Source organism: Pseudomonas sp. Pme6b, assembly GCF_058129925.1.
In genome coordinates this window covers 54,720-73,935 of sequence record NZ_JBYJZN010000001.1, presented here as the reverse complement: position 1 = coordinate 73,935, position 19,216 = coordinate 54,720, and the positions used below count along the sequence as shown (strand labels likewise).

Genomic DNA, 19,216 nt, shown 5'->3' with positions numbered 1-19,216 from the left:
ACACTAACCAGGCTTGAGTTCGGCCCGAACACTCACTGACTGCAGCGCAAGACTGTGAAGGCTGCACGCACTGAATTCATACGCTCACTCCCCATCATGAACCATCCTCATATTCTGTTGTTAAGGGCTCTCCGGCTTGCGGCCCCTGCGGGACCGCAGATATCTGATGTACAGCATATGACACCCCCTGGTCGCGATCCGTCAGGGCCTGTTTTTTCAGGCACTGAACGGCCTCTCGGGGTGCCGCTTGGTCGCCCGGGGTTACCGTTGGCATCGCGTCTGCGCTCACCTTGAGCACACTCACAGTGGCAGGCTTGGTCACCTCAGACAGGATGTGTGCGTACCTGGCCACCGTGCTCGCAGAAACGCCGGCGAGTGCTGCAATCGCAGATCGCACCAGTGCCTTGCCCTGGTCTTGGAGCTGACGGCACGCCGCGCGTATCTTCGATTCTGTGGCTTTGTGCCGCAGTTCATGGGTGCGCTTGGCGGCCAGACTTTGTCGCTCGGTGAGCGACAAGCTGCCATCGAGCTGCATTGCTCCTCGGTGGCAACGACGATCACCGGTGTACCGATCCCACGTCCAGCGACCTACGGATTTGACCGTGGCGCGTATCGACGACAGCGGCAGGTTTTCGGAAAAACCCTGCTTTAGGGGTTGTAAGCCGGAATCCCAGAAATTTCCGTCATGGGCGAGAAGCCAGTACTGGTGCGGATTGACGCCAAACAGTTATTTTCCGGCTGCGACGTCGCCAAGCCGAAAACTGTTTGATTGAGCGGCCAAAACATGTACGGAAAACCGTGTCGGATAGCAAAAGCAGCCGTAAACCGCTCTGGTGACGTTTTCCGACGGAATTTTCCGGGGTTCCGGCTTACACCCCCAATAATGGGCCTCATGGCAAAGCTCAAATCGATGTTCATTGCTCCCCGCAGGCTGGGAACTGCCGGCTGGTGCGGCTCCACTAACACTTCCGTGCTCTCTACAAGCAATCGTATTTTTTGGTTTACGTATAGAGCCTAGTCATTCATTCTATTTATAAGAACCAGACAAGAGGACAAGTGCTATGAACAGGCTTCACAAGACCAGTCTGCTGGCGGCTATATTGACCGCATCCCCCTGCATTATGGCAGCTAACGCTCATGCTATGAGTTGTCCTGTCCCGCAAAGCGTGAAGTACGTTAATGGTATCTATATTGCGCCGGAAACGTTTGCTGGTTGGGAGGGGAACTGGGTTTCTCAACCACACAAGAAACACTCCATTAAAGAGTTTTCCACTGCTTTATATCTTTCAGTGGATAAAAGTCAGAAGGGAGGAACATTGACTAACTGTAGTTATTCACTAAGCGGAGATAATGGCGTAATAGATCTTGAGTATCGAAAAGCAGGAAATGAGAATAGACTAAAGACACTTATCGTTTCCATTGAAGGTCAGCACAATTGGATTAAAGAGCGTGGCGCGGTTGGAATTCAAGGATATGAATGTACAAAGTCAGCATCTGAGTGTCAGTTCGTTCCGCTGCGGCTAAACGAGGACTGATGAGTTTATGCATGGGGATTTTAAGATGCCTATGCATCAAGTTGACGTTATGAAGAAGGCGTCATGTCTTCATAGCCCCCTTCGAGGAGATGTGCCCAATACTGGTTAGCGGTGAAGAGGTTTTTGAGCGGTCGAGGTGCGTAGGCTGGACTCATCTGAAGCAGCAGCGGTGGGTAAGCAGGCTTCATGATGATCAATAACGGGCATCATGACAAAGCTCAAATCAATGTTTCTGCTGCTAAGGGTTTGCATAATGGCCGGTAATAAACCTGCTGCTATTAAGGCCGAATTGAGTCTGCATGGGGCTGTTTTTGAAAGCTGCGGTAATACTCTTCTTTTGAATACGTGGAAAAGCCTGTCGGGGCAGCTTCAGCTATATTGGTCTGTACATCAAGAAAGTCATGGTCGCGCCGGGGCCAAGCTTGATGCACACGAAGATTATGTGTCGCTAGCTTGCGGTGAGAGCTTTGAGAAAATGGCGGATGAAATTAAAGATCACGGGCAGCGTGGTTTAGAGAAAGTAGTTGCTTCGCTCAAGGCCCACCAGGGATAGCACCGTTTTAAGTGAATTAAAATAGGTATAAGTCATGTCAGAAACACTGATGAGCATTTCTTGTTTGCACAAGAAGTTCGGGGACCTGCACGTCCTGAAAGGCGTGGATCTTGAAGTTAAAAAAGGCGATAGGATTGCCATCATTGGTGGGAGCGGTTCAGGTAAAAGTACAATGCTACGCTGCCTGAACTTCATGGAGACTCCCACGGCAGGCGTGATAAAACTTGACGGGAAGACCATAGGGAAGCAAGTAGGCCAGGGCGCTAATGGTGAGGTATGGATGTCTTATCCAGAGCAGGATTTGTGTGAGGTCAGGAAAAAAGTTGGTATGGTTTTCCAGCAGTTTAACTTGTTTCCGCATATGACAGTGCTTGAGAATGTCATGGAAGGTCTTATCCAAGTTCGAAAATTGAATATGGACCAAGCACGCGAAATTGCTTTGCGTGAATTAGCGAAGGTTGGTCTGAACGATAAGGTAGATGCATATCCTAGTAGGCTTTCAGGTGGTCAGCAGCAGCGTGTTGCCATCGCCCGCGCTCTGGCAATGGAACCAGAAATTTTGTTATTCGACGAACCAACTTCTTCGCTAGATCCTGAACTGGTAGGTGAAGTGCTGAACGTGATCAATCAGCTGGCAGATGAAGGTCGTACTATGTTGCTTGTTACACACGAGCTGGGGTTTGCTTATCATTTTGCTAATCGTGTAATTTTTTTCGCAGATGGTGCTTTTCACGAGATGGGCACTCCAGAGGAAGTGCTGAAGTTACCTCAGAAAGAAAAAACCCAAGATTTCATCAAGCGTTTCACTGCATTCCATTTTTGACGTAACCTTTAAGGATTTCACATGAGTACCGCTCGCTCGACTACCAGCTCCCAGGGCTATCTGCCTGACAGCCGCAATGAAAACGTGTTGGTTTATTTAAATGGTGAGTTCGTCCCAAAAAACGAAGCTACTGTTTCCGTATTCGATAGTGGCTTTGTGCTTGGTGATGGTGTTTGGGAGGGCCTGCGACTTGTAAAGGGTAAAGTTGTATCCTTTGACTTGCATATAAATCGAATTTTCGAAGGCGCTAAATCTATTGAGTTGGATATAGGCCATACAAAGGAGGAGCTTAAGGCTCTCGTCCTCAAGACATTTGAGGTCAACAGTATGGCTGATGGCGCCCATGTGCGTCTAATGGTTACTCGGGGTAAGAAACATACGCCAAATCAAGATCCCCGTTTTGCGCTGGGTAAAGCAACCATCGTGATCGTGGCAGAATACAAAGTGATCGATAAGAGCAAGAAGACCGGACTTAAACTGTTTACGTCGACTTATCGTTGCAGTGGCCCTGATGTTTTCGATCTGCGTCTTAATTCACACAGTCGCCTGAATTTTATCCAGGCTCTAATACAAGCAATCAATGCCGGTGCGGACGAAGCACTTATGCTGGATCCGCATGGCTTTGTTGCGAGCTGCAACTCAACGAACTTTTTTATAGTGCGTAATGATGAGTTATGGACTTCGACAGGGAAATACAATTTCAACGGTATTACACATAAGAATATCAAGCGCCTTGCCGAAGAGAATGGTATCAAGTTGTTCGTCGGGGATTACACCTTGGCCGAAGTATACACCGCCGATGAAGCTTTTCTCACCGGGACATTGGGTGGAATCACGCCTGTTACGGTTGTAGACGGAAAGGTCATTGGGGAAGGCAATCCTGGCCCACTAACTGCCAAGCTTGCAGAATTGTACGAAAACTACATTAACAGTTAACTAAGCCTAAGTTTCAGGGGGAAACCATGAAAAGTCTCAGTAAGGTAGTTCGTAATTCGGCTTGTGCGGTGTTGGTATGCTGCGCCACTGCATTTCCGCTCATTGCAACGGCTGCGGAAAACACTCTGGACAAGGTCAAGAGCGCTAAGGTACTACGAATAGGTGTGGCGTCTGGCGATCCTTGGTATTACAAGGATCCGATCAGTGGTGAGTGGACCGGTGTCGGCTTCAGAGTCGGCGAGAAAATAGGCGAGGACCTCGGCATAAAAGTCGTACCGGTTGAAACCACCTACGGCAACGCCCCCGCTGCCCTTCAAGCGAACCAAATCGACGTGTTTTTCGTATTGGATGCGACAGAAGAACGCAAAAAAGCGCTGGATTTTCCTACCCAACCGTTGCTCTGGTACAAGCAGGGGGTGCTGGCGAAGGACGGTTTGAAAGCTGATAGCTGGGAAGATCTAAACAAACCGGACGTGCGCATTGGGGTTGCCCTCGGGACTGCTACTGATCGTGATCTGACCAAGCGTTTACCCAATGCCAAGATTGAGCGCTTCGCGAATACTGATGAGACCGTCGCGGCCTTTATGGCGAAACGTGTAGATGCATTCGCCTTCTATCACCCCGTGCTCGCCATCGCGCAGTCCCACATCCATACCGGAAATTTGATTGTTCCAGAGCCTGTTGTCGAAATACCTACTAGCGCAGGCGTTCGAAAAGAAGAAGACCAAGTCTGGGTCAGCTATCTTAATACCGAGATCCAGAAGTTGAATGATTCGGGAGATATCCAGAAAATCTTCGCTGGCTACATGGCTACCAAAGGATTGGACCCAGCTAAAGTACCAAGTGTTATGAAAAGCAACTAAGACGAAATTGGGTGCGGCTTCAGCTGCTCCCAGCTCCAATTATATTTAACGATTTAGGTGTACCATGGACTATCAATGGGACTTTGGCGCGGTTTGGCAGTACCGCGACATGTTTTGGACCGGCATTATAGGAACAGCTCAGTTGGCCGGGTTGGCCATTGGGCTTGGTATCCTAGTAGGCCTCGCTGTAGCATTGATGCGCCTGTCGCCTAAAAGGTATTTGTCTGTACCAGCAACTATCTTCGTGGAGTTTTATCGAAATACGCCACCGTTAGTGCACTTTTTTTGGTTTTTTTATGCTTTGCCGATGGTGGCGGGGATCAACCTATCTCCTTATTGGGCTGCGACCATCGCTCTGGCGACACAATCAGGGGCTTTCTATGGAGAGGTTTTTCGCGGAGGTATCAAATCTATTGAGCGTGGCCAATGGGAGGGAGCAAAAGCAATCGGCATGACGCATTCAAGGGCCCTTTATCGTGTAATCGTTCCTCAGGCAATGCGCAGGATGACCGGTCCATTCATAGAGCGGACATTTGAACTGACTAAAACCACCTCACTTGCGTCCACCCTGGCATACGCAGACATCGTCTACGAAGCAATGCAAGTGAACAGTATCACCTTCCGCCCTCTAGAGGTCTATACGACTGTCGCACTAATCTATTTCGTGTCACTGCTGATGCTGAGTACAGTCTTCCGTTTTGCTGAACACCGCATGGGTAGGTATTGAGGAGTGTCGATATGAATTTTTCTTGGGATATGACCGTAACACTCGCGAGTCTGCCAGTTCTTATGCGCGGGGTATGGATGACTCTTCAACTGTGGATCGTCGCCTTTCCAATTGGCATGGCTATCGGGGCGGCTATGGGATTGGCAAGGACCTCCAACAGCCGGATTTTAAATTGCTTAGCTATCGCATATGTCGAAGTTTTTCGTAACACGCCAGTGCTCATCCAGCTAATTTGGTTTTACTATGCATTGCCCGTACTCACGGGGCAGCAGCTTAGTGCATTTGAAGCCGCTATCCTGGGCCTGACGCTCAACACCTCTGCGTACTGCACGGAGATATACCGTAGCGGCATTCAATCCGTAGCCCGTGGGCAATGGGAGGGGGCTAAGGCAATTGGTATGGCTCAGAGCCAAATCTTGAAACGAATAATTTTCCCGCAGGTCTTCAAGCGGATGCTACCCGCATTTACAAATCGTGGTATCGAGATGGCTAAGATGACGTCCCTTTGCTCGGTCATTGCGGTCCATGAAATCATGTACCAAGGACGTTTGTTGAGTTCTGCATTCTATAAGCCACTGGAAGTATTTACCTGTGTCGCATTGATCTATTTTCTGGTGATTTATCCAGGGAGTTGGCTGTCAGCAAGGCTAGAGAAGAAGTTCGCCAGGTTCGATTGATTGTGGTGTTCAATATGAGCCGGTACGGCCTCTATCTTTTAGCCGTGCCCGTGGGAATTCTCGCAGCAGGCGCCACTTGGTTCTTTAAAACTGCCATTCATTGGCTAAGCGTGTTGCTGTACGGGTCAGCTGAATCCTATGGCGGCTTAGCCACGCAGCAACCGTGGTACTTTCCACTGATCACGGTAGGTCTTGGCGGGTTAGTGGCGGGTGCAATACTTCAGCTAGCAGTGCGTAAAGAGGAAAAGTCGAAGGGACCGACCGATTATCTTGAGGTTATAGACACGGTAGAGGCAAAAATTCCGGTGGGCACTTCGATATTCAGATGCGCTTCATCCTTAATTAGTATAGTTAGCGGCACCTCAATTGGGCGTGAAGGCGCCATGATTCAATTAGCTGCACTTGATGCATAGGAATTTCAAAATGCCTATGCATCAGGCTGACGCTATGACGGAGGCGTCATGCCTTCATAGCGATGCGTAGGAAGACGCTGATGCGTTACTTATGTAGTGAAAATCCCTATCAGTAAGCGTTAATGCAGGTTATTTCACCGCGAAGCCTAGGTGCGGACGCACCTTACCCCTGTCAGGGCTTCACGTACCTCATCTGCGCGATCGCCTGAGCGTTGAGGATCAGTCCATGCATAGGAATTTCAAAATGCCTATGCATGAACCTGACGCTGTGAAGGAGGCGTCATGCCTTCATAGCGATGCGTAGGAAGACGCTGATGCGTTACTTATGCAGTGAAAATCCCTATCAATCCGAATTTGTGCAGGTTATTTTACCGCTGAGCCTAGGTGCGGACGCACCTTCCCCCTGTCAGGGCTTCACGTACCTCATCTGCGCGATTGCCTGAGCGTTGAGGACCAGTCCCTGCACCGTCAGCCCGCTGATTGCCGCCGTGTAGACCATCCGCGCGCCACACAGCACGCAGCGGAACGGATCGACGTTTAGAAAGGCTTTGGCCATCTGCACAAAATACAGCTTCGGTGTCGGTCCTGGCGTCGCCATCTTCAATGCTTCATAGACCTTCGGCAGGTATTTCCCACACACCCGATTGGCCAGAAAACCAAAATACCGGATCATCCGGAAATGCTTTTCCGGGATGTGCTGCACCACCCGGCGCAGCATGTCGGCCTGGCTCAGCGTTTCCTGCTGATAGGTCTGCGTGCGGTGATCCAGGTAGGTAAAGCTCAACGTGGCCCCGCAGGTGTAATGGGCCAGACGACTGCCCGAGATCGGCGGTTTTTTCAGGTAGCGGCCCAGGTAATTGACGGTCTTTCGGCCGTTTTCCGTCTTCTTCGACAAGTGGATGTGCCAGTGCTGGCCACCAGCGGCCAGTATCAGACGGCGCCAGTCGCTTTCACAGTGGATGTGGGCCAGCTGCGGCGGCATCGTCAATTGCGAAAGCGGCTGTCCCAGCAGGTAATCGCGCACCAGCCACATCCAGCGCCGCCGCAGGGCCTCTTTGTGGAACGACAGATTTTTCCAGACGCCCTGCTCATCCAGGCCGCCCGCGGTCACCGACAGGTGGACGTGGGGATGCCAGTTGAGCCGCCGGCCATAGGTGTGCAGCGCACCGAAAATCCCGACGCGCAAACCGCGCCGCTTGGCGGTGTAGATCAGGTTATCGGCCGCCAGACGAAACAGCGCATCGAGCAGCCAGCGGTTGTAGAAGAACAGGGACCACAGCGTGTCGGGCAGCGTGAACACCAGATGCTGCCAGGGGCAGTCGGGCAGACGGTTGTTTTGCACGGCGATCCACTGGTCGGTGGCCTTTTTGCCGCAGGAAGGACAGGCCCGGCAATGGCAGGTGTTGCACAGGTATTTGACGTGCGGGCAATGCTCATTGGCACAGGTGTAGTGTTTGACGCCCAGTATCGAGGTGCCGCAGGCGAGCATTTTGCTGATCGACTCCACTTCGATTTGGCGCAGACCGCCGGCTTCCAGCAAATCTGCCCAGCAGCCGTTGGCCGTGAAGAGGTTTTTGAGCGGTCGAGGTTTGTAAGCAGGCGGTGCAGAGGCCACGTCAGCAGGGCGGCTCCTCATCGTGGTGAATGACGGCGGTGATGGCCAATCCGCCTGGCCCTTCTCTCATCGAAATGCTTACGCAAGAAGCGTCGGGAAACCTGTCGTTCAGATACGTTGTCTGGCAGCAACTACAAAGATCGACATCACCGAAAGGATCGATATCGAAGGAAAAGTCGGTATCGGGCACGAAGGTAGTATGCCCGGCGCGTTGGAGACGGGTCTGCTTTGCCTTGGCTTTTGCCCGGCTCGCCCGTTTACGTTTTTTGGTCTCTGACGCCATGTGTAAGCCTGTGCTGAGGAGGGATCGACTCGATTTCGGCTATGATAACCGATTTCAAAATCCCACAATTTGCAGCCGCAGGCTGCCCAGTTCGTTCCAGTTTCGTGGACTCTGACCTCTGGCGCTTCCGAATCCTCTAAAAAACTGCACCGACACCGCCAAAGGCCCCGTCGGTGCAGCTACTCACTCGTTCACATCAGCCATTCAGTTTCGGCGGTCGATGATGTAGAGCATTTTGCCTCGCTCCGAGACCGCGTAGTCTCTGGCATCCTTGCGCAGGACCGACACGCTGCCTTGGTTTTTCTGATACGCCTCTTTGATGTCGGGGATATCGGCGATGGCTGTTTCGATTCTGACGCGTTCGTCTTCATCGACTTCAGAGGCCTGAACGAAAACGGTCACCAGTTCCTTGCGCTCTTCGGTCACTGACAGGTGAACCTGGATTTCCAGCGATCGGCCCAGTGTCTGTTTAATCGTTTGCTGAATGATGCCCAGCCCGATGAGGTTGCCCATGAAGTTGAAGCTCATGTCCTCCCGCTGGATGTCTGTCAGGTAGAGCTTGTCGCCTTTCATCGAAAGGGTTGCGGTGTCTCCTAGGCGATACCTCAGCAGCGGCGTAAAGTTTTCTCGGGTCAGCGAGGTGATGAGGATGCTGTCGCCTTCTTTTTCGATGAAATACTTGTCGGACAGAAACTCGTATTCAGTGTGGCAAGGGCTGTTGGTGAAACCGAGAATGCCGCCCTCGGAACTGCCATACACACCGACGATGGAGACTTGTTCGCCAAAGGCTTGCCTGATGATTTTCTTCTGGAAAGTTTTCAGGCTCTCGCCGGTGAAGACAACCTTCTCGATATTGATGTGCACACCGTTATGTTGCATGGCATTGATGAACTGCAAGATAGTGGATGGCACGCCGAGCAGTACGTTGAGCTTGATCGAGTTAAGCGCTTCGAAATGGCTCTTGGTCACCAGGGTGATGTCACCTACGGACACGACGTGAGCACCGCAGTTACCGGCCATCATGGTAATCGTGTTGTTCAGAGCAGAAAACAGGTTGATCGTGAACAGGTTGGCGCAGCGATCACCGGGCAGAATAAAGCCGTTGCTGCGGAAGACGTTGGAGAGGGAGCTGTCTTCATCGACTTCGCAGTCGTAGTAGTAATAACAGCGTTTGATGTTGCCGCTGGTGCCACTGGTAAAGCCGATCAGGCAGTTTCGCTCATTGCGCTCTAGACAGCGTTCAGTCTGTGCCGCGAAGCCGTCTTTGTCCATGATCGGTACGTGGGTTCTGAAGTCCTGATAAGTGAATCCTTCAAAATCGTTGTTCTGGTGGATTTTAGCGGCAGTGCTGGAAATTCTGCTCCATTCCTTTTCCATATCGTAGGCAGTCATGCGAGTCCTCTATAGTCCGTTTTTTGATTTCCTGGACATCCTGCCCACCTGACGACAGCCAAGGGTGGGCAAAACGTGGATTATGAGTTACTCCTGTGGAGGGATCGGTTCCCTATTGAATGGATCTCGATGTCCAACATCTTTTTCATGAGCAGATGCGCGAGCCAGCAGGCACAAAAGGCCACTATGGTGTTACCCAGCAACTGCCCGAGCATTACCCCGACGCTGCCAAATTTATGTGCCCCATACCACACGAACGGCATGGTTCCCAGGCTGGCGCGCAACCAGCCGAACAGTGTGACGTACGCCGGTCGCCCCATACTGAGGAAGACTGAGGTGGCAATGAATTGCAGCCCGATGAGCGTCCAGAGGGCGCCGCCCCATCGGCAGAACGCGAAGAACACGACTTGGCCTTCACCGGCGACATGAAACAAGCTGGCTAATGGCTCAGCGAGCAGAATGAGTAACAGCGAGGTCACTGAGCCGTAGCCGATCAACAATCCGTACGTCATCTTTATGGCTTGCGACACGCGAGCAGTGTTCATTGCGCCCAGGTTTTGCCCCAGTATCGGGATCAGCGCACCGGGCAAGGCGAACACGACACAAAAAGCAACCTGAATGACCCTGTCGATCACCCCGATAGTCGCCAGCGCCTGAGATCCGAACGGCGCCATCGCAGCCATTACGTAGGCCATGCCCACTGGAGTTGCCAGGTTGCCAATCACCGCTGGCAAGGCGGTTCGCCCGATATTTCTGATGTCACCTGACAGGTTCTTCAGGCTGACCCGACAGGTCAGATGGGCGACTCGGTGAACGTAGTAAAACCCCAGACAGGCCGATACCAGGCTCGATATCAGGTAGGCGATGCCGGCACCCACCAGGCCCAGATCGAACACCACAATAAGCAGCGGATCTGCGATGGCAACGGCGGCCGTCGCCGTCAGCAGGGTCCACATCGCCTGTTTGCCGAAGCCTGCACTGCGCAGGATCTGCACGCATAGCTGCTCGACAGCGACCAGCACCGAAGCCGGAAGGGTTAGCCACAGATACTCACGCGCCGCGGTAAAACTGTTGCCCTCTCCGCCCAACATGCGGATGGCTTGATCGAGAACTACTAGCTCAAGCGCAGCGCCACAAACAGTAGCCATGCTGGCAAGCAGCACACCACTACTGGCGAGGCGTCTGGCTTGATCCGGCACGCCGCTGCCCAGGCTTCTCGAAACGGTTGTCGAGACCGCCACGGCTATGCCAAGAATCATCGAAATGAGGAAGAACAGCAGGGTTTTGGCTATAGCGAACGCAGCCAACAAACTGTCGTCACGCAGCATCGCGATGTAAACCACGGTCAGCACTTCGATCAGAAAGATCGACAGCAGGCTGGTCGCACTGGTGCTGGTCATGAACACAACATGCCGCAACACCGAACCCCTGGTGAAGACTGCTTTGATAACTACCATTGATCCTTATCTTCTCACTGATCTCAGAAGAGCACGGCATTGCATCACTGAAGCTCTGTATGAAAAGTGGCTAAGCTCCGTGATAATGCGTTAAAACAAGCTCAGAACACTCATTTACAATCCGTAGAAACCGCTTCCTCGCCTTTTTTGCCTTGCATGAACCACACTCCCCGACTTTCGTACAGGGGGGTACGCCGGACAATGGCATTCGGTTAAAATGCGCTATGTTAGTTTGCTTGAAAATGAAGCAAGGCACCACCTCAATGTCCCATGAGAAAATGTCTGTGTTCTGGACAAAAGTCGGTAAATTATTTCAGCAAACCTGTCAGTCCACGGATTCAGAATGGCAAAAACGCAGGCGTGTGATTGATACCCGGTTGTTGGTCGTATTCATACTGAAGATGGTTTTAAGTAGAAACCTGCAGGGTTATGGCAGCAGCCTGGGCGCACTGTGGGAGTCGTGTGCAGACAAAGGGATCGCTCTGCCCCGTACGGATGCCGTTGCAGCATCTTCCCTGTGTGAGGCCCGGCAGAAGTTGCCAGAAGCCGTTTTCAAAACGCTCTACGACGAACTGATTTCACTGTGGCACGCTCACCGGGACACACCAACCTGGAAAGGGCATCGGGTCTTTGCCATCGACGGATCGAAAATCAATGCGCCCCGCAGTCTGCTGGAATACGGCTATAAAACGCCACGGGAGACGACACGGCATTACCTTTGCGCCATGGTGAGCGGGTTGTACAATTTGCAAGAGCAGTTGATTTTACGATTTCGAGCTGGCACTCATAAAGACGAACGCCGCTGTGTGCCGGAACATCTGGCAAAACTGGAGCGGGGATATCTGGTCATTTTCGACCGGGGTTACTTCAGCTACCAGATCCTGCATCAAGTCTTGGCCAGCGGGCAACACGCCGTATTCCGCCTGCAGCAAGGGACCACTAATTCGCAGGTGGCCGCGTTCTGGGATAGTGACCGCAAGGATGCCATCATCGACTACGTCCCGTCGCCCGCTGTGAAACATGGCCTCAAGAAGCGCGGACCCACTACTGGGTTTCAGCCACTTGCCATCAGATTGGTGAAATGCAGGATCGAGGATGAAACCCATGTGTATGCCACAACCCTGATGAATCAGACCGGTTATCCTGCGGACTGTTTTGCGGACCTGTATCACGGGCGCTGGGGCATCGAAGAGTTGTACAAGGTCTCGAAACAGTTCATTGATGTGAAGGACTTTCATTCGCAAACAGAGCGCGGTGTAAAGCATGATATCTCCGGACACTTCCTGCTGATCAACCTTGCCCGGCTGTTTGAAACAGACACGCGCAACCGACTGCCTTGCGATGACCAGCCAGTGGAATCCAACGCCACGACCTCATGGCCACAAACCGGCAAGACGTTGAAAATCAATTTCAAGCATTGTATGTTTTTGGTGGGACGCCACTTGGAAAATCTGGTGCTGATGCCCGGACGGACTCCTGCGAACTGGCTGGACAAGGCGATGGTGGCAGTGGCCCGAATCAGACAGCGCAAGCGCCCCAGGCGGCAGTACCCGCGGCGCTCCTCCAAGCCCCGCACGCTATGGAATTCGTTTGGAGCACCACCAAAACCTTTACCGAATGCCATTGTCCGGCTTACACCCCCTATACGCAAGCCAGTGCGTGGTCGGCCAGCGCGGTCGTTAGTGCTTATTAATTTTAGGGATGCTCCGATCAACTTGCCGCGCAGCGGTGGCAAGCCGTAATTTGCCAGGCACATAGCGCTATTTTTCTGAAAACGGTCTGATGCAGTGTGAGTCGAGCGCGTTTTTCGCTCGGTTTTCCGTGTTAAGCGCGCAACTCACCCAAACCCATTAGTCGCTTTCGAGCCATCCACAGGTTCGACAGGGCGAACAGCGTGGTCAGTTGGGCCGTGTTTTTCATCAGCCCACGAAAGCGTACTTTCACGTAACCAAACTGGCGCTTGATGACCCGAAACGGATGCTCGACCTTGGCGCGTGTCTGCGCTTTGCAGTACTCGATCTTGCGCTTGGCTTTGTACAACAGGCTGCGTTTGTTCAGCTTGGAATACGTGCTGCGCCGCGCCGCGATTTGCCAGATCACGTTACGATTTTCGTGCTCTTCACGCTTCTCGACACCGGTGTAGCCAGCGTCCGCATAGACCGCGTTTTCTTCCCCGTGGAGCAGTTCGGCGACTTGAGTGACATCGGCCACATTGGCCGCAGTGCCATGGACGTGATGAACCAGTCCAGACTCAACGTCAGCGCCGATGTGGGCCTTCATACCGAAGAAATACTGGTTACCCTTCTTTGTCTGATGCATCTCGGGATCACGCTCGCCGTCTTTGTTCTTGGTCGAGCTTGGGGCATGAATAATGGTGGCATCGACGATGGTGCCCTGGCGCAGCGACAGGCCTTTTTCCTGCAAATAACCGTTGATGACCGCGAGGATTGCAGGAGCCAGTTGATGTTTCTCCAGCAGGTGCCGGAAGTTCATGATCGTGGTGTCTTCCGGTATCGGCGCACTCAACGTCAGGCGTGCAAACTGGCGCATGGGGGTGATTTCGTAGAGCGCTTCTTCCATGGCCGGATCACTCAGGGAGAACCAGTTCTGCAGCAGGTGAATGCGCAGCATGGTTTCCAGCGGATAAGGTTTTCTGCCACCGCCGGCCTTGGGGTAGAACGGTTCGATCAGGCCCAGCAGACCTGTCCAGGGGACGACCTGATCCATCTCGGCGAGGAAGCGTTCGCGGCGTGTCTGCTTGCGCTTGCTGGCATATTCGAAATCGGAAAAGCTCATCTGGCTCATGGGAGGCTCGGATCAGGTGGTCAGGCGATTTTCGCATAACCGGGACTTGTTCGGAGATTCCTTAGAGGACTAGCATGGTTTGAAGGAATGGTTCAGGTGTTTTGGATTTTGGCGGCTGCCGTTAAAAGGTGCTGTTTCAGTTTCATTTAAAGAATCGTAATCCGGGTAGCACGTAAGGTCGAAGAGGGTAGAGTCGCGTTATGTATGACCATTTTAATTCACCCAGTATTGATATTTTGTACGACTACGGTCCCTTTCTGAAAAAATGTGAAATGACGGGAGGCATAGGCAGCTATTCAGCCGGAACGCCCACCCCTCGGGTAGCGATAGTCGGTGCCGGCATCAGTGGGCTGGTCGCTGCAACTGAACTATTACGTGCGGGAGTCAAGGACGTTGTCTTATATGAATCGCGTGATCGAATCGGGGGACGGGTATGGTCTCAAGTTTTCGATCAGACTCGTCCACGTTACATTGCAGAAATGGGTGCGATGCGCTTTCCTCCCAGTGCAACTGGCCTTTTCCACTACCTGAAAAAGTTTGGTATTTCGACGTCGACCACCTTTCCGGATCCTGGTGTGGTGGACACGGAGCTGCATTACCGTGGCAAGCGCTATCACTGGCCAGCGGGCAAAAAGCCGCCCGAATTATTCAGGCGAGTCTATGAGGGGTGGCAGTCTCTATTGTCCGAAGGTTACCTCCTTGAAGGCGGTTCTTTAGTTGCCCCGCTGGACATTACCGCAATGCTGAAGTCGGGTCGTCTGGAAGAGGCAGCGATCGCATGGCAGGGATGGCTCAATGTATTCCGGGATTGTTCATTCTATAACGCGATTGTCTGTATTTTTACTGGCCGCCATCCGCCAGGCGGCGACAGATGGGCTCGTCCTGAAGACTTTGAGCTGTTTGGCTCGCTTGGCATAGGCTCGGGCGGGTTTTTGCCAGTCTTTCAGGCTGGCTTTACGGAAATACTGCGGATGGTTATCAACGGATACCAAAGTGACCAGCGACTGATTCCGGACGGGATATCCAGTCTGGCCGCGAGACTCGCTGATCAGTCGTTTGACGGCAAAGCGTTAAGGGACCGCGTTTGTTTTAGCCGGGTAGGTCGCATTTCCAGAGAAGCTGAAAAAATCATCATCCAGACGGAAGCAGGAGAACAGCGTGTATTTGATCGAGTAATTGTCACTAGCAGTAATCGGGCCATGCAAATGATTCACTGCCTCACGGATAGCGAGAGCTTTCTGAGTCGTGATGTCGCTCGTGCTGTCCGCGAAACCCATCTGACAGGTTCATCGAAGCTTTTCATTCTCACCCGAACCAAATTCTGGATAAAAAACAAGCTTCCCACCACCATCCAGTCGGACGGTCTGGTGCGCGGCGTCTATTGTCTGGATTATCAGCCCGATGAACCTGAGGGGCATGGCGTTGTTCTGCTCAGTTACACGTGGGAAGACGACGCTCAAAAAATGCTGGCGATGCCTGACAAGAAAACGCGTTGCCAGGTACTGGTTGATGACCTTGCTGCGATACACCCGACGTTCGCCAGTTATCTCCTGCCCGTTGATGGGGATTATGAGCGGTATGTATTGCACCATGACTGGCTCACCGATCCCCATTCTGCGGGCGCTTTCAAACTCAATTATCCCGGCGAGGACGTTTACTCGCAGCGATTGTTTTTTCAACCAATGACAGCGAACAGTCCCAATAAAGACACGGGGCTCTATCTGGCTGGCTGCAGTTGCTCTTTTGCCGGAGGGTGGATCGAAGGTGCTGTCCAGACAGCATTGAACAGTGCTTGCGCGGTGCTGCGCAGCACCGGAGGGCAACTGTCAAAAGGCAACCCGCTGGACTGTATCAACGCCTCCTATCGCTATTAACAGTCCTGAGAGCAGCGCTAAGCTAATACGGGTGAAAAGAGCATGCATGAAATAATCACACTTGAATCGCTGTGCCAGGCATTGGCTGATGGCGAGATTGCCGCTGCGGAGCTGCGCGAGCGTGCGCTCGATACTGAGGCCCGCTTGGCCCGTTTGAACTGTTTCATACGTGAGGGTGATGCGGTCAGCCAGTTTGGCGAGGCTGATCATGCAATGAAGGGTACTCCACTCTGGGGAATGCCGGTTTCCTTCAAGGATAATATCTGTGTTCGCGGTTTGCCGTTGACAGCCGGGACGCGAGGAATGTCCGGTTTCGTATCTGATCAGGATGCTGCGATTGTCAGTCAACTCAGAGCCCTCGGGGCTGTGGTCGCTGGCAAGAACAACATGCACGAACTCAGTTTCGGAGTGACCTCCATCAATCCTCATTGGGGAACCGTGGGAAACCCCGTGGCCCCCGGTTATTGTGCCGGAGGTAGTAGTGGTGGAAGTGCCGCCGCAGTGGCAAGTGGAATTGTTCCGCTGTCGGTGGGGACCGACACGGGGGGCTCGATAAGAATACCGGCGGCCTTCTGCGGCATTACGGGCTTCAGACCCACTACTGGACGCTGGTCAACGGCAGGCATTATCCCTGTTTCTCATACAAAGGATTGCGTTGGGTTGCTGACACGAACGGCAGGCGACGCCGGATTTTTGTACGGACTGTTGTCAGGCAAGCAGCAGTCTTTTCCCCTGAGCAGGACGGCCCCCTGTCGAATCGGCCTACCGGTCTCCATGTGGTCCGATCTGGATGGCGAGGTGGAGAGGGCATGCGTGAATGCACTCAGCCTGCTGCGCAAGACAGGGTTCGAGTTTATTGAAATTGATGATGCCGATATTGTCGAACTGAACCAGACACTCACGTTCACCGTTCCGCTTTACGAATTCTTTGCCGACCTTGCTCAGTCATTGCTCTCCTTGGGCTGGAAGCACGGTATCCATCATATTTTTGCACAGGTTGATGATGCCAACGTGAAAGGCATCATCAATCACCACCTTGGGGAGGGCGCTATAAAACCGGCTCACTATTTGAGTTCACTGCAAAATGGCGAGCTGTTGAAAAGAAAAATGGATGAGCTATTTGCTCGTCATAATATCGAGCTCCTGGGGTACCCCACGGTACCTTGCCGGGTACCTCATCTGGATCATGCTGACCGACCAGAGTTTTTCAGTCAGGCAATTCGCAATACCGACCTGGCCAGCAATGCGATGCTCCCCTCCATTACTATTCCTGTCGGGCCAGAAGGGCGATTGCCGGTCGGCTTGAGCTTTGATGCTCTAAGAGGGCGAGACGCACTTTTGCTGAGCAGAGTCAGTGCCATAGAGCAGGTATTAGAACGTTGAGGATTCAGTGGCCGACGATGGTTGATGCGGTTCGCGGTGTCGGCCCCCTCGCGTGCATTGAGCGACGGGGCCTTTTTGGGGAGCGCAGAATTCGGAAAAAATCGTACTCTAGACAGTTACTGGTGCGCTAGATGGTCTAAAAGTGCAGGAAAATGGCTGATATCCCGCTGAGCTTGTTGGACCGTCGTGCAGCCTATGGTCGGTATCCACTCGGTTTTCAGACTCCTGAACACCCGCTCCATCCGCGCATTATCCCAACAGTTCCCTCGCCTGCTCATGCTCTGACGCATGCGATATCGCCGAAGGCGCTGGCGAAAACTCCGGCTTCCATATTGCGAGCCCTGTCGGAGTAGAACAGCAAACCCTGAGGCTTCCCTCGCTGCCCGTAAGCCATGTCCAAGGCCTTGATGACCAAGTCGGCATCCGGCTTTCCCGACAACGCCCAGCCCACAACACGGCGGGCAAAAAGATCTAGCACAACCGCCAGATACTGCCATTTCCCTTGAGCCCAGATGTAAGTGATATCGCCACACCAGACGTGGTCAGGAGCGGGCACATCAAACTCCCGGTTCAAAACATTAGGGATGTCGGGCTGAACCGCCCCGGGTTTCTCGGAGACTGGGGTTGTAAGCCGGAATCCCAGAAATTTCCGTCACCCAGTGCCAAGTCCAACCACGAGTACATCCAGGCGGCGGTCTCGACGAAAGCGACAGACCTTATGCATAGGAATTTCAAAATGCCTATGCATCAAGATGGAACTTTTTCTTGCCCGCTACCACCCATTTTTGTTTTGCAGGTTCAGTTTCCTGCAAGCCCGTAAGCGGAGAAAATCAGCATATGGTGGGTATCAGCAGAGCAGGGTCATCTGGCGCTTATTTTGGTGGGTACACAGATCCGCCACGAATGCATCTAGGCGGCGGTTTAGGCGAGAGCGAAGACTTGACAGCGCAACTATTTCTGCATCGAAATTCACTATGAGCTACAGATGATCTAAGAGTTTAACCCTATCCTAAAGAGATAATTGTTATGGGACTATGTATTTCAAGACCGTCTAGTAGTAGCTATCGTGAAAACTTGGAAACTTCTGCAAGTTCTCCGAACACCAGGCCTACTTTTGGTCATCAACCCGCGTCTACGAGCTACAGAGCATCAGACGAGATGAATGAACGTCCTGCAAAGTTTTCTCATTTTCAACTTGCACGACGTGGTGGAAATTATACCCTTAAAATGGTTTCTTTAGACGCTTATCAAGCAGAAAGACGGCACAGTGGCAATGCAATAAAGGATCGCAGTGAATCTACATTCCCGTGGGTCCGTGTCTATCACTCTAAAACAGGTTTGGATTACAGCTTTCAGATCGACAGAACCACTACTGTCAAAGTGGCGGGGTTCAACGGCCTTACACCCAACGACGAAGGGACTCGGCATCTATACAGTGCTGGCACGAGTCAAATAAACATGCCTGTTGTCACAGATAACATGACTGCTTGTATTGCTGTTGCTTGTGCTGCAGAAAACGTGGATGCTGACACGGGTGAACGTATGCGGGGCGCGCAGGTCCGCGTATTCCATCTGCTCCCTTTTTGTCACGAAGACCTTGTGCCAGAAGAGGTTTTAGCGTCTATACGCGATTATCTGCAAAATGCCAGAGCACAGGGTCTGACAATGCGTGTCGCCATGCATGGTGGGGATAGAGAGGGTGATTTTTCAGTTAGCACGGCGGATGCATTGAAACAGCTATTTGCAGATGAAGGGATTCCTCTAGAGTTCGACGAGACCTGCGCAAACAGAACTTCTGACACTCTGCTGGGCGCTGTTATTTTAGATGACAACTCGACTCACTTTATAAAACATTTGGTGACTGGCTAACTAAACCAACA

Annotated in this window: 17 protein-coding genes and 2 pseudogenes; 12 read left to right on the top strand and 7 right to left on the bottom strand. The window is 52.4% G+C overall.

The genetic code is table 11. The features are described 5' to 3' along the window. Nucleotides 1-94: 94 nt before the first annotated feature. Nucleotides 95-652: pseudogene (locus AC4ANE_RS28050) on the bottom strand (replication initiation protein); the annotation flags it as partial. A gap of 409 nt (nt 653-1,061) precedes the next feature. Here AC4ANE_RS28050 and hopBM1 point away from each other — a divergent pair. The 8 genes from hopBM1 to AC4ANE_RS28010 all read left to right on the top strand — a co-directional run bounded on the left by hopBM1 (nt 1,062) and on the right by AC4ANE_RS28010 (nt 6,527). After that, a complete protein-coding gene (gene hopBM1, locus AC4ANE_RS28045) occupies nt 1,062-1,535 on the top strand; it encodes a type III secretion system effector HopBM1 (protein ID WP_074800939.1) in 474 nt (157 codons plus the stop codon). A 208-nt stretch (nt 1,536-1,743) separates the two neighbouring features. Then, nucleotides 1,744-2,088: an FCD domain-containing protein gene (locus AC4ANE_RS28040; RefSeq protein WP_050512939.1), complete on the top strand. Its 345-nt coding sequence runs from the start codon at nt 1,744-1,746 to the stop codon at nt 2,086-2,088. A 34-nt stretch (nt 2,089-2,122) separates the two neighbouring features. Further along, nucleotides 2,123-2,911: an amino acid ABC transporter ATP-binding protein gene (locus AC4ANE_RS28035; protein ID WP_002556064.1), complete on the top strand. Its 789-nt coding sequence runs from the start codon at nt 2,123-2,125 to the stop codon at nt 2,909-2,911. A gap of 21 nt (nt 2,912-2,932) precedes the next feature. After that, the gene (locus tag AC4ANE_RS28030) at nt 2,933-3,847 is read left to right on the top strand and encodes an aminotransferase class IV (RefSeq protein WP_002556065.1); all 915 of its coding nucleotides are present in this window, start codon (nt 2,933-2,935) and stop codon (nt 3,845-3,847) included. Between the two features lie 26 nt (nt 3,848-3,873). Further along, nucleotides 3,874-4,710, top strand: coding sequence for a transporter substrate-binding domain-containing protein (locus AC4ANE_RS28025; protein WP_002556066.1), 837 nt, complete (start codon nt 3,874-3,876; stop codon nt 4,708-4,710). Nucleotides 4,711-4,774: 64 nt separating this feature from the next. Beyond that, entirely contained in the window at nt 4,775-5,437 is a 663-nt protein-coding gene (locus AC4ANE_RS28020; RefSeq protein WP_031598554.1) for an amino acid ABC transporter permease, read from the top strand. A gap of 11 nt (nt 5,438-5,448) precedes the next feature. Next, the gene (locus tag AC4ANE_RS28015; protein WP_031598555.1) at nt 5,449-6,114 is read left to right on the top strand and encodes an amino acid ABC transporter permease; all 666 of its coding nucleotides are present in this window, start codon (nt 5,449-5,451) and stop codon (nt 6,112-6,114) included. 14 nt (nt 6,115-6,128) lie between these two features. Beyond that, nucleotides 6,129-6,527, top strand: a complete 399-nt coding sequence (locus AC4ANE_RS28010) for a chloride channel protein (RefSeq protein ID WP_141232798.1) — start codon at nt 6,129-6,131, stop codon at nt 6,525-6,527. Nucleotides 6,528-6,933: 406 nt separating this feature from the next. On the opposite strand, the gene AC4ANE_RS28005 is transcribed toward AC4ANE_RS28010, so the two are convergent. From AC4ANE_RS28005 to AC4ANE_RS27990, 4 genes are all read right to left on the bottom strand, one after another. Continuing rightward, nucleotides 6,934-8,163: an IS91 family transposase gene (locus tag AC4ANE_RS28005; protein ID WP_460409036.1), complete on the bottom strand. Its 1,230-nt coding sequence runs from the start codon at nt 8,161-8,163 to the stop codon at nt 6,934-6,936. Then, nucleotides 8,144-8,425, bottom strand: coding sequence for a hypothetical protein (locus AC4ANE_RS28000; protein WP_460409034.1), 282 nt, complete (start codon nt 8,423-8,425; stop codon nt 8,144-8,146). The genes AC4ANE_RS28005 and AC4ANE_RS28000 overlap by 20 nt, the downstream gene beginning before the upstream one ends. A gap of 204 nt (nt 8,426-8,629) precedes the next feature. After that, on the bottom strand, nt 8,630-9,817 hold the full coding sequence (gene iaaL / locus AC4ANE_RS27995; protein WP_031598440.1) for an indoleacetate--lysine synthetase: 1,188 nt from the start codon (nt 9,815-9,817) through the stop codon (nt 8,630-8,632). Between the two features lie 80 nt (nt 9,818-9,897). Next, nucleotides 9,898-11,274 carry an MATE family efflux transporter gene (locus tag AC4ANE_RS27990; protein ID WP_002556044.1) on the bottom strand — a complete coding sequence of 459 codons (1,377 nt, stop codon included), beginning with the start codon at nt 11,272-11,274 and terminating at the stop codon, nt 9,898-9,900. Nucleotides 11,275-11,537: 263 nt separating this feature from the next. Between AC4ANE_RS27990 and AC4ANE_RS27985 the strand changes: the two genes are divergently transcribed. After that, nucleotides 11,538-13,016: an IS4 family transposase gene (locus AC4ANE_RS27985; protein WP_460409032.1), complete on the top strand. Its 1,479-nt coding sequence runs from the start codon at nt 11,538-11,540 to the stop codon at nt 13,014-13,016. An 82-nt stretch (nt 13,017-13,098) separates the two neighbouring features. Here the strand turns inward: AC4ANE_RS27985 and AC4ANE_RS27980 are convergent, their stop codons facing one another. After that, nucleotides 13,099-14,079 (bottom strand): IS5 family transposase, encoded by a 981-nt coding sequence (locus AC4ANE_RS27980; protein ID WP_044424202.1) that lies wholly within the window; start codon nt 14,077-14,079, stop codon nt 13,099-13,101. 200 nt (nt 14,080-14,279) lie between these two features. On the opposite strand from AC4ANE_RS27980, the gene iaaM reads away from it, so the two are divergent. Together iaaM and AC4ANE_RS27970 are read left to right on the top strand one after the other, a co-directional pair. Then, a complete protein-coding gene (gene iaaM / locus AC4ANE_RS27975) occupies nt 14,280-15,953 on the top strand; it encodes a tryptophan 2-monooxygenase (RefSeq protein ID WP_002556046.1) in 1,674 nt (557 codons plus the stop codon). Nucleotides 15,954-15,995: 42 nt separating this feature from the next. Further along, nucleotides 15,996-17,336 (top strand): amidase family protein, encoded by a 1,341-nt coding sequence (locus AC4ANE_RS27970; RefSeq protein ID WP_002556047.1) that lies wholly within the window; start codon nt 15,996-15,998, stop codon nt 17,334-17,336. A 131-nt stretch (nt 17,337-17,467) separates the two neighbouring features. Here the strand turns inward: AC4ANE_RS27970 and AC4ANE_RS27965 are convergent. Continuing rightward, a pseudogene (locus AC4ANE_RS27965) lies at nt 17,468-17,934 on the bottom strand (IS3 family transposase); the annotation flags it as partial. Between the two features lie 428 nt (nt 17,935-18,362). On the opposite strand from AC4ANE_RS27965, the gene xopAF reads away from it, so the two are divergent. Further along, complete coding sequence (gene xopAF / locus AC4ANE_RS27960) at nt 18,363-19,205, top strand: XopAF/AvrXv3 family type III secretion system effector (protein WP_002556048.1); 843 nt, start codon at nt 18,363-18,365, stop codon at nt 19,203-19,205. Nucleotides 19,206-19,216: the final 11 nt, after the last annotated feature.